Source organism: Enterococcus sp. AZ167 (genome assembly GCF_051714025.1).
GTDB classification, from domain to species: Bacteria; Bacillota; Bacilli; order Lactobacillales; family Enterococcaceae; genus Enterococcus_D; species Enterococcus_D casseliflavus.
Map to the genome: position 1 here is coordinate 2,011,094 of NZ_JBIORB010000001.1, position 18,020 is coordinate 2,029,113.

Annotated in this window: 9 protein-coding genes and 1 pseudogene; all 10 read right to left on the reverse strand. The window is 45.1% G+C overall.

The window, feature by feature from the left end; translation table 11 throughout:
* Positions 1 to 3: 3 nt before the first annotated feature.
* Positions 4 to 4,790: pseudogene (locus IGJ05_RS09430) on the reverse strand (hypothetical protein).
* A 633-nt stretch (positions 4,791 to 5,423) separates the two neighbouring features.
* Positions 5,424 to 6,383, reverse strand: a complete 960-nt coding sequence (locus IGJ05_RS09435; RefSeq protein ID WP_010748656.1) for a LacI family DNA-binding transcriptional regulator — start codon at positions 6,381 to 6,383, stop codon at positions 5,424 to 5,426.
* A 13-nt stretch (positions 6,384 to 6,396) separates the two neighbouring features.
* Entirely contained in the window at positions 6,397 to 9,687 is a 3,291-nt protein-coding gene (locus IGJ05_RS09440; protein ID WP_010748655.1) for a GH36-type glycosyl hydrolase domain-containing protein, read from the reverse strand.
* A gap of 15 nt (positions 9,688 to 9,702) precedes the next feature.
* Positions 9,703 to 11,853, reverse strand: coding sequence for a glycoside hydrolase family 3 N-terminal domain-containing protein (locus tag IGJ05_RS09445; protein ID WP_010748654.1), 2,151 nt, complete (start codon positions 11,851 to 11,853; stop codon positions 9,703 to 9,705).
* 6 nt (positions 11,854 to 11,859) lie between these two features.
* The gene (locus IGJ05_RS09450; RefSeq protein WP_010748653.1) at positions 11,860 to 12,639 is read right to left on the reverse strand and encodes an endonuclease/exonuclease/phosphatase family protein; all 780 of its coding nucleotides are present in this window, start codon (positions 12,637 to 12,639) and stop codon (positions 11,860 to 11,862) included.
* Entirely contained in the window at positions 12,630 to 13,550 is a 921-nt protein-coding gene (locus IGJ05_RS09455; RefSeq protein WP_010748652.1) for an acetylxylan esterase, read from the reverse strand. The genes IGJ05_RS09450 and IGJ05_RS09455 overlap by 10 nt, the downstream gene beginning before the upstream one ends.
* Positions 13,543 to 14,145, reverse strand: a complete 603-nt coding sequence (locus IGJ05_RS09460) for a DUF624 domain-containing protein (protein ID WP_010748651.1) — start codon at positions 14,143 to 14,145, stop codon at positions 13,543 to 13,545. The genes IGJ05_RS09455 and IGJ05_RS09460 overlap by 8 nt, the downstream gene beginning before the upstream one ends.
* A 298-nt stretch (positions 14,146 to 14,443) precedes the next feature.
* Complete coding sequence (locus tag IGJ05_RS09465; RefSeq protein ID WP_010748650.1) at positions 14,444 to 16,045, reverse strand: sugar ABC transporter substrate-binding protein; 1,602 nt, start codon at positions 16,043 to 16,045, stop codon at positions 14,444 to 14,446.
* 14 nt (positions 16,046 to 16,059) lie between these two features.
* Complete coding sequence (locus IGJ05_RS09470) at positions 16,060 to 16,941, reverse strand: carbohydrate ABC transporter permease (protein WP_005227173.1); 882 nt, start codon at positions 16,939 to 16,941, stop codon at positions 16,060 to 16,062.
* A gap of 11 nt (positions 16,942 to 16,952) precedes the next feature.
* Positions 16,953 to 17,864 (reverse strand): ABC transporter permease, encoded by a 912-nt coding sequence (locus tag IGJ05_RS09475; RefSeq protein WP_005232388.1) that lies wholly within the window; start codon positions 17,862 to 17,864, stop codon positions 16,953 to 16,955.
* Positions 17,865 to 18,020: the final 156 nt, after the last annotated feature.

Sequence of the window (18,020 nt, forward strand, 5' to 3'; positions counted from 1 at the left end):
CCTTTATGGGTTGCCAGGTGCCGAAACTAGCTGCCAGCTCAAGGTTCCTTGATAGTCCCCGACTTTTTGCTGTTCGACTGGAACGGTAAGCTTGATTCCTTCATTCTGACTTTCGCCCCAGTGCTGGTTCACGACGTATGTGCCATTTTCTGTCAATTCCGTTTCCTCGATGATCATTTCCCCACTGGTTATCATCTGTTCTTGACCGTTTGTCACAAAGCGGAAGACATCGGTTAATTGATCTGTCCCATCCGTTAATGGCTGTTGCTCTTTGACCGTCAAGCGCCATGGACTCCGTTCGGACCCTCTCGTATCTTTCACTGCTAGCTCGCCTGTGATCGTTGGCCAATAATCTTGTGTTTCTGTGGCAACTTTCTGCTGCCCAAAATCAAAGTCTGTTGGCACACTGCTTAAAATAAGCTCGCCGGCAACTGCGACATTGACGACTTTTCCTGCCCGTTGACTGCCTGCTTCATAATGGTAAGCCGTTGACACATTTTTCAACAGCTCAGCTTCCGTTGCTTGCTGGATCGCGGCAAAAGCTTGCGGATCGACAGTCGGTGGTACATTTGCCCGATTATCTGCAAAAATCGTGGTTGCTTGGGTATAGTCTGCCAAAGCGGCTTCATCTGTCAGTGCCGTTGCTTCTGGTAAGGTCAAACGGACATCTTTTGCATAGACGGCAAATTGCCGATCAGCAGAAATGACACTTTCATTTTTGACCACCACCAGATTCACGGTAGTTTCTGCCTGATTCTGATCGTTTTCCCCTACGGAAAAAGTGATCGCTTGTTTGCGATAGACCGCTGTTTCTAACGGTTCTTGAATCGCAGCTAAGACCTCATCTGTCAGTGTATCCTTAAAGAAAGGACGCCCACTAGCTTCGAGATAAGTCACAGCTTGTTCTTTGGTCAGCGATTGTGCCTCTTGCTCTGTAAGGATCACATTGCGTGCTTGGACTTCCGCCTTATTTGAGTAGCGGACGCTGATATCGTAACTATATTCCCCATCAGGACTCGTCCAATCAACTGGTTCTGAATCTGGTTGTTCCGTCAACTGCTGATCCGTGCTATCCAGCTTGCTGGATTTGATTTGACCCCCATAGACCCATGAACCGGACGTTTGGGTTTCTGGTGTGAACGTCAATGTTGGCAATTCCGTTACCGTGTAGGGAATCAATAAACGCCCTTTTTGCACCTGCGTCCCCGCCTGCTCAGTTCCCCATGCTTGCAAGGTCAGCGGCGTATTGTTCTCTTTGACTGCCGTTACATTGTGACTAATGGCACCGATCCCATTCGCGACTCCCGGTGTTTCGACTTCGTAGTTAATGATCGAACCTGGTATCGCAATACCGTACCCATTGGCTGCATTGGTGACATCGTTGTCCCCAATGAAGGTTTTCCCAGTCGCTTTTTCGATCCCACTGAAATTGATTGGCGTGATCGCTGCAGCATTAGCAGCAGTTGGATTTATGGTCAGTACTTGATAGGCACTAACCGCCCCAAACCACGTTCCTTGACTGTTGACTCGAGAACCTGCATCATTGGTCGTCGTTTTCAGCCACATTAAGTGATCTTTGTCCGTATCTGGTGTGGCGAAATCTGACAGATTGATTCGTCCCGTTCCCGGCGGCGACTCGATCGTCCCTTTGTCTTCTACCGTTAACTTCGCCCCTGAAATCAAATTCGTTGCGGAAGTAATCCCGATACCAGCATCTTTGGAAAGATGGATGTCACCGAACTGATGATAGGTCGTTGCGTGATTGGCAGCAGTCGCTGAACGGCCATTTTTGATGTCTCCCCCATTGGCCATCAGCTTGATACCGTTTGTCACATTCAATTCGGTAAAGTTGACGATCCCCAGACCCGTCACAGCGATTGGATCAGTTTGATAAGAAGCTGTCCCATCGACATTTTCACCAAAGTTCATCTTCACTTGATTACTGCTGTTGGCTACGATCGTGTTCGTAAAATTATCTGACGCGTTTCCGCCTGAGATCCCATTGATACTTTTGGCTCCTTGAAGTCGCATCTCGACATCTCTTAAAATTTGACTGGAAGAAATATTGGAATAATACGTGGTGTATAAATTCCCGATACTTGATCCTTCCGCCTGGATATTCATATAAATTTTGCCGCTTCTCGTATTGCTAGCAGTCCGTCCGCCATCACCATAGATCGTCGCCCCATTCAGTGCATCTGACCCCGGCTTTGTGTATATGTTCAATGTAATCGTATTGGAGCTGTCGGTCCCAACGATATTCGTACTGTTAAACGGATTTTCGCCTGAGATGTTCGTTCCAGAAGGAAGGGCAAACTCACCATCGTAATTTCTCAAATCCAATGTCAAACTGGCATTTCCTAATAACCGTCCATTGTTCGTAACACCGCCTGAAAAACCATTAGACCCTGTACGCGGAGTACCTGAGAAGTTTCCGCCAAACACTCGATTATCTGAGTTTCCGTTAATGGTGTGGGAAGAAGCGACACCATAAGAGGCACCGAGTGAGGCATTGATCACCCCATCATAAACCGTTACTGCGACATTGCCGGTCACTAATAAGTCATCCCAGCCGCCACCAGATAAAAACCAGTCTACTTGCCCATTATTTACGGTCGTTCGTCCATCTCCGTAAACACGGCGTCCAGTATAGCCTGTTCCTTCTAGCGTATCGACGATCCCAGAGTTCAAAGTATTGGAAGAATTTCCCTCAATGACACCTGAGAAGGAACCACCGTAGGTCCAGCGAGCAACCGTGTTATTCAAGATCGTTTTGGTATTCCCTTTAATATAGATATCCCAAGCTGTTCCTGGATAACCGCCGCCACCAACGATATCCCATCCAGATGAATAGCCTCTCGTTTTATTGCTCGTTGAGTAATCTAGATTTGTCGGTCTGGATCCTGTGTAAGCAATCCCATCTCCCCCAGGACTACCATCCGAAGTGATCGTACCAACTTCAATCGTCGTATTTCCCTCAACATAGCCGCCTCGACCAGCTGCCGTCGAATAAATCGCACCGTTTGAAAAGGAACCGCTGACTAGATGAGAAGTGATATCGCCATAAACTTTAAAACTTGCCGCTGCTTCTGCCAGTGCTGCTCGTTGTTCCGGAGTATAATTGTCATACGTCGTCGTATTCGAAGCCCCCATTGAACTTTGAGTCAAGGTACTAACGTTGTTTCCCCCACCGCCGTTAAAATCACCAATTCCGCCGACGCTGGCACTCGGTCCGGCTTTCACGGTGTTGACGATGTTTCCTGTGATGGTACCAGTATTCCGATTGCCACCTTCAAATTCACTCCGTCCAGTGGAATAGCTGCTGGCATCAAGGTTGGTCACGATGGCATCCTTAGAACGGTCAGAGCCGATGTTGCCATAAAATGAACCGCCTACAAACCGATTGGATATCCCTGACCAACCGCCTGCACCCGAGATCGTACTGCGGATCGTTCCATTGATGTTGCCATATTGAACGCCACCAGCAAAAGTACTTAAACGGAAGCTTGCATTGGTGGTTTGAATCGTCGTTTCAACATTGCCTGTCACATTGGCTGTATTGGAAGCGTTTGTTCCAAGACCACCGCCATAATAACTGCCTAATGTGCCATTTAAACGATTGATCGTGACACTGGTATTCCCATCAATCGTACCAATATTGGCACCTCCAGCGATCGTACTGATATTACCTACTGTATTATTTACGACAATTGCTGTATTCCCGGTCAATGTACCACCGTTTTGATTCCCCCATAAATCGCAAGACCGTTCCCGGTGGACCCACCGTTCAATGAAAGGCTATACCCATTCATGTACATCCTCGTACCACTATAGTTGAGGTTTCGAATCACTACATGAGAACCGAAGTAAATGTCCGTGCCAAGTGCAACCGTGCGACTCCCAGTGGTCAACGTTGTTGCATCTGTGATGGGATCATCACTATGCCCTGTGATGATCAAGCGGCTGACTTTTCCTTGCAGCGCATAAAAAGTCATGTTCGTATTATCGACTGTGGCTGGAATCGTCTTTGAAGTCAGATTCGTTGGCAGTGATAACGATCCACCCGAGCCAACATACAAAGCAAATTCTTGGCCATTGCCGTTTTGATACATATCAAACAACGCTTGACGAATGCCTTCAGCACTATTGGTGTATTCCGCATATGCTGATCCATCTCCAGCTGGGCTTGGTACAGCGATCACTTTCGTTTTATCGGCTTCTGCAATGATCTCTTTGATCGATTGCTCTGCCAACGAGATGTCCGCCGCTCTTGCCTTAACCGTCGGTTTAAAAACAGCAGTTAAGGTTTGGTTCTCCGTGAGAATCAATTCGGTCAACGCTTGACTTGTATAGACCGTGCCATCTAACGACCAGCCTTCAAAAGCAGTATCATCTTCGAAAACTGGCAACTCACTTTCTTTTAGTGCTTCCCCTTTGTTTTTGCTGATCTGAGTGCGGGTTTCCCCGGTAGCAAATAGATGCTCCGTGTCTGTCAGAAAGGTCACCTGTACTTCTTCTGCAGCTTCCGATGAAGCTTCTGTTTCAGATGAAGCTGTGTCAGTGGCTCCTGTAGACGAATCTGTCGAAGCAGGTTCACTAGATGCTTGCACTTCAGTTTCGTTCGTCTCTTCCAGACTGTCGATCGATGAAACGACAGGGTCAGAAGAAGACATACTTTGTTCTTCACTTGTTTTTGTAACACTTTCGGCTTGTGCCACTACCATTGCATATGAAAAACACGGACCTGATGTTAGTAGAAAAACAAGTAAAGTTGTTAAAAACCGTTTCACTTTATCCCTCCTATCTTAAAAAAATAAACGTATCGCGCAGTGCACGCCCTGTGTTACAACTCTTAGTTTAGCGAGTTGGCGAAAGAGAATTATAATTCTTTTTTTCTTCCATTCAAAATTATGATTATAATTGATTTTTCATAATTCCGATTTTTGTAACTTCCACATCTTAGAGCTATCTGTTACTCATCGATTGAAAAAAAACGCAAATTATCAGGATGAATCATCGATTCTTTTCAAAAAACTGCTTTTCTCTTTCATAAATCATACAAAAAACGAGGGATAAATCAACACTCATAATTAAATTAAGATGAGAAAAATAAATAAAAAGTTAGAATATTTGACAAAATTCAGCAGCACAAAACTCTTTTCTAACGACCTAAAATAATAAGTTAAAAGAACGCTTCCTATCTTCTGACTGTAGATAATGATAATGTTATAATCAAAAATGAATAAAAAACGTTATTTAAAAATTCCATTGCATATAAAATAACAAAATAAAAATTATTATTTTTTTATAAATCACTGATTTTGATAAAATAAGTAAAGTTATTTTTGAAATAACGCAAAAAAAGCCTCAAACAGTGTTCTCTGTTTGAGGCTTTTTCAACTCTTTTTCCTTTAATGGATCAATTAAATAAATGATCCGCCATCCACAAAAGTGGTATAAATATGCTCGTCCGCCACTGGATCCCCTTGGATCGATTGTACGATTTTCTCAGCTGCCACCATGCCCCATCGATGTTTCGAATAGGAGATCGTCGCTAAGCGCGGCTGCACAAAAGCGCCTAATTCCGTGTTATCAAACCCGATGATGCGGATCTCTTTTCCGATGCGATAGTCGGTCTCGCGGACATATTTGTAGACCCCGATCGCCATCTCATCATTGAAGGCAAAGATATCAATGGGAAACTGGGGATCATTTGCTAAGAGCTGTTTTGCCGCTCGATAACCAGAAGGTTCCGTGAAGTCACCAGGAATGACTTCATAAGGAATACCAAAGCGCGTCAATTCTTTCGTACTGGCTTCCAAGCGCTCCCGACTGTCGTAGCCTTTTTCTGGCCCTGCTAAGAGGAAGACTTTTTGGCTTTGTCCAGCGATCAAGCGATCGATCGCCAGCACAGCCCCTCCTTTATTGTCTAACAAGACTTGATGGATGTTTTCATGAGACAAGACACGGTCTAACACGACGATTTGATGCCCTCGTTGGGCGTATTGCTCGATTTCCTTTGCTGGAAACGTCCAATCCAAAATGATGGCACCGTCCACCATCCGCTCAGGAATAAACAAGTGTGACTTCTTGCCGCTGCAGACGATCATTTCATAGCCGAAAAGTTCCAGCCCTTTCTTGATACCATCTAGCAATTCCCCATAAAAACTTCCGGCATAATCGGCGAGATAAACACCGATGATGTTGGTTTGTCTGCGTTTCAGTGTGCGAGCAGCCATGTTCGGAACATAGTTCAATTCGTTTGCGATCGCTTGAATCCGCGCGCGGGTTTCCTCGGTCACTTTTGGACTGCCATTCAATGCATACGAAACGGTGGATATGGAGACACCCGCTTTTTGGGCAATATCTTTGATTCCTACCATGGCTTCTCCTTTCTTAACGATAAATATCGATCGTATTGGTTTGGTTTTCGTTTAATTTGGCGCAAAGTGCTGCTTTCTTCAGGACAAGCGCACCTTGACGGTAGCGATTTTCCGCAAACTCAGTGGACATTTCTTCCCCGTTGATCAATACTTTCGGCGTACTTGCCGAATGATAGACGATTTCGACCGGCCGATCAAAGAGTCGATACGTCAGTGTCAACCCTGCTAGCTCCGCTGGCAAGACGGGATCAAGTTCAACGTGATCAACAAAGGTACGAATGCCTAACACATTGCTGATCAACTGATTCATATAGATCCCCGGTCCACTAGAATAGATGCGCCAGCCGCCTTTGACGCCGACTGCTGCCTCCTTAAGTTTACCAAAATTTTCTTGGGCTTCAACCCTTGTTTTGAAATCGCCATCAGAACTGCTGAAATACGCATTTGCTTGACGAATCTCCGCGTTTTCGACCCGTTGAGCGATCTGGATCGGATTGATGACCCCAAGCGCTTGCCAAGTCTCTTCTTCTCGACCTAATTTCGCCATCGCTTCGGTAAAGCGGATGTGGGCGTGAACGTACTGCAAACCGATTTCTCGTCCAAAGTTGGCTGCTTGTTCTGCACGCTTGAAATTGGTGCTGACACCACCCGCATAAGTCGCTGGACGATTCATCAAGCGCACCCCATCTGGAAATTGCAAATGCTCCTTGATGATCGCCACATGATGATCGGCTTGTTCGGGAGATAACAGCTCACCGATCATGCTTTGTTGCATCGGCAGCAAGCGGTATTGGATACCAGTTTTCTTGTCAGTCGGATGGACCATCAGTTCCACGTGCTCGCTATCTTCCATATAGACAAATCCTGGCAACGTGCCATCAGCTAACATGTATTTTTCAAAGTCGTGTTTGATGCCCTTAGACAGTTCTGTTAAATGTTTGGCATACTCTGGGTCAAATGCCTGCAACTGGCTGGCTAATTTTTTCAATACTTCATAGGTCAAGGCAACGGTCCAGCTGCTGGCCATTTGTTTCTTCAACTTACTGTTATTTGGCTGCAAGGTGTCATCCCAATCGCCATCGCCATAACAAGACAGGTACGTTCCTTCCAAGAAGTTCGCTTCGATATACGCCACTTCTTTTTTCAAATGATCAAACAATGAAGCTTTGGTCTTGGTTTTCAGGAAGGTCGCGCGATCCGTATAAGGCAGTTCTTTTTCCAAAATCGCGAAATCTTTGGTTTTTTCGAGATAGTCACTAACGACTTTCATCGGCCAGACGATCACATCTCCGTGGCTCTCATCGGCTTTTTGTTTCTCATAGCGATCAAACATAAACCATTGTGGCCAGTTGCCGTCATCTGCAAATTGATTTTCAAACAAATGCTCGATGATGGACGCCACCATTTCAGGACGATTAAGTGCTAAGAAATACTCAGTCGGTCCTTGGGAAACGTCTCGAGTCCCCCAAGCAGCACCACCGTACTGTTCAAGACCATGAGGAGACAGGTAATGAACAAGCATATTGTGGGTGTACCAACGTGCCAAGTGATTGAAGGATGTAACGTCCGCCTGCGAATGTTTCAATTCAAACTGATTCAACAAATCATCGACAAAGGCCGTATAGGCAGTGTCTTCTTGCTGGCGATCTAACGTTTCGGAAACAAAGGGTTCACCAGTCAGTGTGCCTTGGATCACGAAGGAAACCGTCGCCTGTTCTGCAAAGGTCAATACGGTCGTGCTATCAGCAGCGGCCACATTGAAGATTGCTTCATCGGTCAGTTCAAAAGGTTGAGCTGCATGGAGATAATACGTCAATTCTGGATAAGTTTCCGCAATCGGTGAATCCGCTGTTCCTTTGATGGTGAGCAATTGCTGGTCTTGCGTAACAGTAGCAGTCGGTGCGGCTTCATCGATCCCCATCACAAATTGATTGGTGATGGCCCAGGTGTAGGCACGTCCTGCTTCACTGGTGATGGTGGTTGCGATCGTGCGTCCGTTTGCTTTCGTGAAGGTCGTTACTTGGATGACATCATCCGCTGTTTTGTAGTACCACGTCGCCGAATTCAAGCCCATTTCAAAAGCAGATGGCATCGTTAAAATCCGCCATTGATCGCCGTCTTTCAGATAGATCCGCTGACCAGAACGTTTGAACAGATTCAATGAGTTGCGGCTATTACTCAACAATTTATTCATGTTCGTATTGCCTAATACGATTTGGGAGTTAAACATCCCCGTCATGTAAACAGTCGTGCTCAAAATGGGGTGATCGACGATCAACTCTTGTCCGCTCATCAAAATATGCCCATGGGAGCGTTCCATCTGTGCTTCTTTTTCCTTCAACACGACATGGTGATAGTCAGGGGTAAAAAAGGAATAAAGCTGCTTATCAACGATTTCCACTGCTTCTTGCTGCGGGAACCGCTCGTTGATTTCTTCTGTGGAAAATGTCAGCCCTGTGAGCGGTCGACCGAAGTTTTTTCGTGGCTGCGCCGTTGCTTGCAACGAGTCAAAGGACAAGGCTTGATAAGTTTCTTTCAGCGTTTCAAGCGCAAACTGCGGTTCATTGACTGCCGTCGCTTGATTGGCTTTGACCGCTGCGTAAAAAACGATTTCCGTAGGCGTCTCACTTACCGTCAACCATTGCGTTTGCAGTGCCGTATAGGCAAATTCGTATTGATACACTTCATTGGCTAACGTTTCTTGGCTAAGTGCAGCTGGTTGATTCTTTTCTTTGTAGCTGCGACCGAAAAATTGATAGCCATCCGTCGAGAAGCCTTTTAAGGCTTGGAAGCTGCCCTGTTCCACCAATGGAAATTGACCATTTTGTGGTTGATTTTGGCGCGAGGAAAGCACGATGCGATCCTTATCATGGCTAACATGATGGTCGATATATTGCGAAACATAGGCTTCATTGGATTGAACAGCACCTTTGGCGGCATTGCCAAGGTCTTGCCCGTAAACCAGTTCCGCTTCCCCAGAACCACTCAATTGAACCCGCCAGAACCAGCAATCTTGTGCCAATTGGAAATCAACTTGGTAATCGATGGACTGGTACGTCCCAGTCCAAGTCAGCTGTTTTTCTGAGTAGGCAAAGGCACTGTTAGCATTTGAACCGATCAAGGGAATAAAGGACAACTCCCCCGCCTCACGCAGACGTAGATAGATTTGATTCAAACTACCATCTAGCGCATTTCCGATCAACTGATTGATCATCACACCGTGACTTTGGATCTCATATAAATCACCGTTTGGTAAAAACGTCACGGTCGTATTTGCGTTATTCATCACTATTTTTTTCGTCATAGAAACCTTCCTATCTTACCTAACTAATTGCAGGGTTGTTTGTTGGGTGTCTCGGCTGTTCCCACCAATCATGATGTGGAATTTCCCTGGATCACTGCTTACTTGTTGGTTGCTGTGGACATAGCGCAGCAGTTCTTCCGTGATCTCAAATTGAACGGTTGCTGATTCGCCAGCCTCTAGCCAAATTTTCTTAAAGCCTTTCAGTTCTTTCACTGGGCGAACCACTTCACCGACTAAATCGCGAATGTAGCATTGGACCGTTTCCCAGACCGCTGCTGTTCCTTGGTTCGTAACAGTGATGGAAGCCGTGACCGTTTGATCTTTGGTCATAGTCGGCTGATCCAACGTCACCGCAGAATACGCAACTGGGCTATAACTCAAGCCAAACCCAAATGGATATTTGGCATAAATGGAGACATCCAAATATTTCGAGACATATTTTTCATCCGGTGCACTTTCATAAGGACGACCGGTATTGTCAACGTTGTAATACACAGGAACTTGTCCAACGGTTTCTGGGAATGACATGCTCAAGCGACCGCTTGGATTGTATTCTCCCCACAGGATCTGAGCAAGTGCGTTTCCGCCTTCGGTTCCAGGGAACCAAGCCTCGACGATCGCTTTGGCTGCATCCACACCTTGCAAATCAAGAGGACGACCGTTATAAAGTGTTACGATCAATTGCTCGTTGTATTCTTTTAAGGTTTCAACCAAGGATAATTGGGCTTGCGGCAAACGAATGTCGCTGCGGCTGGCAGCTTCACCGCTCATCCATTCCTGCTCTCCTAGTGCTAGGACCACTTTATCGGCTGCCTTCACTAATTCGATCGCTTCTTGGATCGCCGCTTCAGACGGTGCAAAATAATCAAAGGGCTCTTGACCGATCAACAGATCCGCACCCAAGGCTTGGGCACCCTCCACTAAAGTCACTACTTCTTCTTGTTTCCCTTGCCAAGACCAAGCCCCTAATAGATCACGGGAGTGAGCACCTGGGCCTACGATTGCGACTTTTTCGGTTTTCTGCAACGGCAGGACACCTTCATTTTTCAACAACACCATTGATTTCTTTGCGATATCGCTGGCGATCTCTCGGTGTTCTTGAGACAAAACAGTGGCTGCTTCAGCGGCTTCATCAGCGCCGCGGTATGGATTTTCAAATAGCCCCAGCTCATTTTTTAAGGTCAAGATTCTTAGCACCGCTTCATCGACTAAGGCTTCCTCAACGGTGCCTTCTGCGATCAACTCTTTCAAGTTATCGGTGTAGCAAGTCGTCATCATCTCGATATCGACCCCAGCTTTGATGGCTAGTTCAGCGGCATGTTTTTCATCCTCCGCTGCGCCATGAGCGATCACTTCTTTGATTGCTGCCCAGTCAGAGATCACAACGCCTTCAAACCCGAATTCTTCTCGCAAAACATCGCGGAAAAGCCAGCGATTGGCCGTTGCTGGAATGCCGTCTACCGTATTAAAGGAGGTCATCACCAGCTTGGCACCAGCATCAAGGGCTGCTTTATAGCCTGGCAAATAACTTTCTCGCAGTTGGCGTTCTGACATATTGACCGTGTTGTAATCGCGACCACCGATAGCCGCACCGTAAGCCGCAAAATGTTTGACGCAAGCAGCCACGCGGTTGAAATCCGTTCGCAGATCATCCCCTTGATAGCCTTTGACGAAGGCTTCAGCGAAGCGACTGTTCAAGTAAGGATCTTCCCCCGTCGATTCCATGACACGGCCCCAGCGTGGGTCTCTTACTAAGTCCACCATCGGTGAAAAGGTCACATGCAAGCCAGAAACAGCTGCTTCTTTGGCAGATACTTCCGCCATTTTCTCCGCTGCTGCCAAATCCCATGAACTACCTAATCCTAATGGAATCGGGAAAATCGTCCGAAAGCCGTGAATGATGTCCGCCATCAATATCGTCGGGATATTCAAGCGGTTATTGGCGATATACTCTTTTTGGACGCGGATCGCTTCTTTTGCACCAGAAACACCTAGCGTTGTTCCCGCATTGTTGATGTTTTCTTGTGTCAGTCCTAAGTCGCCCATCGGACCTGTTTTCTCTTCTGCTTTATCTGAATAAAAAGCCGCTGCCAGTTGCAGCAACTGATCGATTTTTTCATCTAAGGTCATTTCTGAAAGTAGTTCGGTTAATTTCTGCTGTTCCATTTTTATTCATCCTTTGCTTTCTTCAAATTGGACTTCTGCTTCTAAAGGAAAATGATCGGAGGGAAAACGACGATCACAAGAATCCGTTAGACAGGCGGTTTTGACCACCGTGAAGCCTTTCGTATAGATATAATCAATTTCTTCTAGTTCTTGCCATGGTAACGTATAAATAAAATTTTGATAGGAGCCTTTTGGCCCATGATGCGGCTTTTGTCCATGTTCTTTGGCATTTTGAAAATGCTGCTCTAAGTACCGATGCACCCGCTCCGTTGGCTCCGCATTCAAGTCGCCCATCAGCAATACAGGATAGCGTTCGATCTGATCTGCCAGCTGCTCAAGGATCACTTTCATCCCTTCAAAACGAGCCATTTCTGAAATATTATCTAAATGAGTCGTGATAGCAAGAAACGGCGGATTCTTTTTTTCCTGCAAGACTGCCCAAACACATAAGCGTGAATACGCAGCTTCTGGATGAATACTTGGTTCAGTCGGTGTCAATGACAACCAAAACGAACCTGAATCTAATAACTCGAAAGCCTCTTTTTGATAATACAGTCCGATGCCTTCGCCTAAGCCATCACCGTCACGTTCAGCCGTGACGGAAGCATACTGCGCTAACTTTGCTAAATCCGCAAATTGGCTGGGACGAGCTTCTTGGATCGCCAGAACATCCCAGTCGTAGTAATCGATCAAGGAGCAGACCGCCTCCGATCGATAGTGCCATTGCCATTCTTGGTCATAGTCGGTATCGACTCGTAGATTGTAGGTTGCTGCTTTCATCTGCATTCATTTCCTTTGAGTAATTTTGTGATTTGCTGCATTTCACGACGGATTTGTTTCGCTTCGCCGCCACCATGCCCTTTATTTAAGTAAATACGCAATTCTTTCGGTCCAGGAATCTTTTTATAGGAAACGAAGAAATCTTCCATGGGACAGATGGGATCAGCACTGCCGACCGATGTATAAACAGGACCAGTTATCTGATGAGCAAAATACTTCAAATCAAAATAACTCATGACTTGATAGATCGTTTCCCGCGTTTCTGGAAATTGTTCAATATACTCTTGAATCACCTGGTAACTTCCTGTTTTTTGTTCGATCCGATGGACAAGATTGGAGTGGCTTGGGACATCGGCAAACGTCGCAAAAATCGGGACGTTCGTTAATGCGTTGACCAATAAGGCGATGCCGCCTCCTTGTGAGCCGCCTCTTAAAATAATGCGCTGCGGATCGATTTCCGGTATCTGTTGAAGGACTTCTAGTGTGCGCAAACTATCTGCGACCAATCGCTTCATATAAAAATCTTCTTTTTTCAAGATGCCGCGTCCAAAAGGTGCTTCATGCTGCGTGGTCTCATAGGGAACCTGATCTTGCGTGCGTCCCCCTTGTCCGCGATTGTCGATGACAAGACAGCCGCAGCCGATCAATAACCAATGAGCAAATTGGAACGGTTCTTGCACATGATTCATATAGCCTAAAAAATCAATCACGATTGGACAATCTGCCGCTTGTTCTGGCAGCAGCAGATGCCCATAGATCGTTTCATTACCAAGACTTTGAAAAGAAATCGTAAAACAATCGATCCCTTTCAGCAAAGGCGCTTGTTTGGTTCTTTCAAAGGCTAGCGGAAGGGTGTCAAGTTCTTGTTGGACCGAAGCCCAAAAACAGGATCGATCCGTCGCTGTGGATTCAGTCATTTGTCTCTTCCCCCTTCGCTAATACTTTATTGAAAAACAACACTTGGACAAAGGCTGAGCCTGAGATCCCTAAACAAACAAATAAGAATAGGTTCACTTTGCTGCACAATACAAAGACAATGATTGGGACCACCAATAAAATGATCGCATTCGCCGTACTGCTAAGAACCGCATAGGCCGTTTCTTTTGCTGTTTCTTGCAATGATTGGGCAAACAAGCTGTACAAGAGAACGAACACGACGAGATACAGCGCAGCCAAGCTAACGAGGATCACGGCTAAAACGCCAAAGTAAGGTGTAATCATCATCAAGGAATAGATCAACCCAGCAAAGACTGCGACATACGCAATAATAAGACCTTCTAAGAAGAGCCCACGTTTGAGATTGCTTAAGAATGCTTGCTTGTATCGCTGCCAAATCGGGACATCCCGTTCCTTGTACAATTGATCGATCGTCTGATACAGCGCGATCAATGCTGGTCCTGCGAGAATCAGCGTCATTGCTGGAATCATAAAGAGAAAACTAACAATGATCATATCTGCTAAAAAAGCAAAGACCCGATAGTACCATCCTTCATAAGAAAATAGTCGATTCATTATGATCCTCCAATCAAAACTTGCTGATTTGTGCTGCGGGTGCTACGTAAACTTGTTTCTTGCCTTCTTGTGAATTTGGGTCGTTTCTCAACGTACAGTTTTCTGGGTTGCAGGTTGCAGCTTGCATGTCTCACTACGTGAGCCAATTGCAGTGATTCTTTGTACGGTCACTACGCTCCCTGCAGTCGCCTAGTACTTTGAAACATCAGATTTTGCGCAAAGTACGCGCAAAACCTGTGTTTCAAAGCAAAGGAGAGGAAAGGTCTTTTTTTTGGCTTCCTTTCCTCTCCTATGGGGGTTATTTTAGTCGTTCGCGGTTTTCGGCCATTTTTTCAGTTTTAATGTCTTTGATTGCATCCCAGTTGTTTGAATCTAAGAAGCTTTCAAAGTCGGTTAGTGTGCTGTCAAATGTTCCTTCATCTTTTGAACGGATCAATGAGATGATCGTGCTGTTGATTTTGGTTTTGATGGCTGTGTTTGAACGTGCTTCAGCAGTTCCAGCATCTGGATCCGTATTTTCGATCACAAAGTGTGGATACAATTTGCCTTCGCCCCACTCTTGCATTTGAGTCAACGCATTTTCGGTTTTGACTTTCATTGCATTGACACGGTCATTATTAAAGTAGTTGAAACGGCTGATACCATATTTTTTGTTGTAGCCTTCGTTGTCGGTTTGTTCCATTTCTTTGATTTCTGGCAAGTAATCGATTTTGCCTTCATCGTTGTATTCATACGTCACGCCTTCAACACCGAATTTTGTCAAAATTTGTCCTGGTTCATCGATCAAGTACGTGAAGAGTTGGGTTACTTTTGCTGGATCCGCCGCATCTTTTGTGATGTAGTTGATCAACCAGCCAGAGATTCCTGTTTGGTTCAAGGTTGCTTCACGACCAGACGTGCTGGCAGGGCCATCGATTGCGATGTAGCGTGTGTCAGAGTTTTTCATGAATTCAGTGAAGTTCCCACCTTGTCCGCTCGTTCCTGCGACTAAGATCGTTGCATAGTCCCCTTGTTTTACTTTTTCATCATAGGTTGGACCGTCATCGGTAAAGCTGTCATCACTGATGTTGCCGTCACGATACACTTGATTGAAGGTTTTCAACCATGAGATATATTCTTCATCTAAATTACGGTCGTAGAACGCACCATCTTCATCTTCTAATGGAACACCTAAGAAATCTTGCAATTTATCTAAGAATGGTCCTGCTGTTTCGCCGATCGTTGTGAAGCCCATTGGTGTCAAATCAGGGAATTTCTCGCTGATTTCTTTCATGACTTTCACATAGTTTTCTGGAGTTGAAACATCTGGTTTGCCTAATGCTTCATAGACATCTTCACGGATCACAAAGTTGTCGTTGACGGGAATATTGCCGCTTTCGTAGTCTGCTGCTGTGTTGGAATAGTTTGGATAGCCATAAGTTTTGCCATCATCTAAAGCAAACCATTTGAAGGTATCTTCGGTCACGACATTCATCAAATACGGATCGTATTGTTCCGCTAAATCGTTCAATGAGTATGCCCAGCTATCAGCTTTTGTGGCTGCTTGACTGGTTTTATCCATCAACGTCACGATATCAGGCATATCACCACTTGAAATCAAAGCGTTTAATTTCGAATCATCCCCTGAAATAAATTCAATATCAATGTTCAAATCTTTTTTGATTTGGGCTGTCGTCACATCTTCACCAAATGGCAAAGCTGTCCAGTCTGAATTGATGTACCATGTGATCTTGGTTGGTTCTTCTTTGGTATCGAGTTTCCATGCTGGTGTCTTTTCATCTAACTCATACCGATCTTTGATAGAAAAATCCGAACTGCTGGCATTGTCTGAGCTGCCGCCACATGCTGCTAAGCTGAGTAATGCTGATGCTGCCAATAAACCGCCTACTACTTTTTTCATGTCTATCCCTCTTTCTATTCTTTTACTGCACCGGCCATCATACCGCCGATAAAGTGTTTTTGAAGCAATGGATATATAATTAAAATTGGCACTGTCGTGATGACGATCGTAGCCAACTGAACCCCACGGGTCGTTGCTTGGACGATAAAGTCGGTACTACCGCTTTCAGTCATCGTACTCAAGTTGGATTGGACGATGATTTCATAAATCTTCATTTGCAGCGGATAGAGATACTCTTTTGTGATATACAGTTTTGTCGTCATAAAATCGTTCCATTGGCCAACCCCGTTGAACAAGATGATGGTTGCCAAGGCCGGTTTCGTTAATGGTAAGAAGATTTTATAGAAGATTTGGAATTCACTTGCACCGTCGATCTTCGCGGATTCTTCGAGTGAAGGCGGAATCTCACGGAAAAAGTTCATTAAAATTACGACATCATAGTAGCTGAACAAGGCTGGAATAATGTAGACCCAGAAAGAATCCAGTAATCCTAGCGAGCGAATCAGCAAGTATGTTGGAATCATCCCACCACTGAAGTACATGGTGATGACCCCCATCGTTGTATAGATGTTGCGGCCGACCAAGCGTGATTTACTCAATCCGTAAGCCACGATCGCACAAAACAAGGTATGGGTCGCAGCCCCAAGAACCGTTTTTAACACTGAGATCAAGAAGGCACGGGGGATACTTGCGTCGGAAAAAACTTTCCGATAGTTTTCCCAGGTAAAGCCTTTGGGCCATAACACGAGGCCGTTGCCCGCTAATCCAGAACTAGAAGACACGGAGGAAACCAAGATATTCCAAATCGGTACGATGATCATCAATGAGAATAAAATCAAGATCACGGTATTGAAGAAGTAAAACCACGTGTTTTCTTTTGCTTTTCTTTTGATCATGTTTTTTCCTCCTATAAGATAACTGAATTGCCGTTGTTCAACTTGCGGGTCACTCGATCCGTGATCACCAATAAGATGACGGAAATGACCGCGATCCCCAAGCCGACAGCAGTTGCATAAGAGAAATCACCTTGCGTCAACCCCATTTTATAAACGAAGGAGTTGATGACTTCTGAACGGTTTTGGTTCTGTGAATTCATTAAAACTAATGTTTGATCTAGGTTTGACCCTAAGATACCGCTCACATTCAGAATCAAGTTTAAGGAGATGATCGGTGTCAGTAATGGCAATGTGATCGAACGAATCTGTCTTAGCTTGCTGGCACCATCGATTCGTGCGGCTTCATAAAACGTTGGATCGATCCGCGACATACCTGCCAAGTAAAGGATCGTTCCCCAGCCGACTTCTTTCCATAGATCAGAAAGGACCGCGATCCACCAATATTTGCTTGGATCCAACAGATGATTGACCCCTTTGTCCATCAATCCTACGGACATCAGCACTTGGTTGATAAAGCCGTTCGTTGACAGCCAAGAAATCATCATCCCACCTAGCACGATCCATGAGAAAAAATGGGGAATGTATGAAACCGTTTGAATAAATTTCTTCAAGCGGCCATCTTGCATTTCAAAAATCATAATGGCTAACACAATCGGGATCGCAAAACCTAAACCTAATTTCAATAAGCTGATGGCTAACGTATTTCTAACAGCTTCCCAGAAAAAACTGTCATTCATAATGATACGGAAATTCTCTAACCCGACCCATGGTGCTGATGAAATCGTGTCAATCACCGTATAGTTTTTGAAAGCGATTATAATTCCGTAGATCGGAATATAATTAAATACGATCATAAATGCCACGCCGGGAAAAACCATCCAGTGAAGCTGCCGTTGACTATAAAACTTTTGCAGTTTACTCATACACAAAATCTCCTTCTTTCTATCCTCGCAACACTACCTATATCTCCACATTTTGGTGAAACGTTTCTACAAAAAGATTATATCCGCTGCCAATCGAAAATGCAAGCCTTTCCAATTATTTTTTTCAGCTTTTCTTTTTTCACAAATTTTGTTGGG

Coding starts and splice junctions, on each gene's coding strand:
- IGJ05_RS09465 (WP_010748650.1), bottom strand. CDS start 16,045: ATGAAAAAAGTAGTAGGCGGTTTATTGGCAGCATCAGCATTACTCAGC.
- IGJ05_RS09470 (WP_005227173.1), bottom strand. CDS start 16,941: ATGATCAAAAGAAAAGCAAAAGAAAACACGTGGTTTTACTTCTTCAAT.
- IGJ05_RS09435 (WP_010748656.1), bottom strand. CDS start 6,383: ATGGTAGGAATCAAAGATATTGCCCAAAAAGCGGGTGTCTCCATATCC.
- IGJ05_RS09460 (WP_010748651.1), bottom strand. CDS start 14,145: ATGAATCGACTATTTTCTTATGAAGGATGGTACTATCGGGTCTTTGCT.
- IGJ05_RS09475 (WP_005232388.1), bottom strand. CDS start 17,864: ATGAGTAAACTGCAAAAGTTTTATAGTCAACGGCAGCTTCACTGGATG.
- IGJ05_RS09450 (WP_010748653.1), bottom strand. CDS start 12,639: ATGCAGATGAAAGCAGCAACCTACAATCTACGAGTCGATACCGACTAT.
- IGJ05_RS09440 (WP_010748655.1), bottom strand. CDS start 9,687: ATGACGAAAAAAATAGTGATGAATAACGCAAATACGACCGTGACGTTT.
- IGJ05_RS09455 (WP_010748652.1), bottom strand. CDS start 13,550: ATGACTGAATCCACAGCGACGGATCGATCCTGTTTTTGGGCTTCGGTC.
- IGJ05_RS09445 (WP_010748654.1), bottom strand. CDS start 11,853: ATGGAACAGCAGAAATTAACCGAACTACTTTCAGAAATGACCTTAGAT.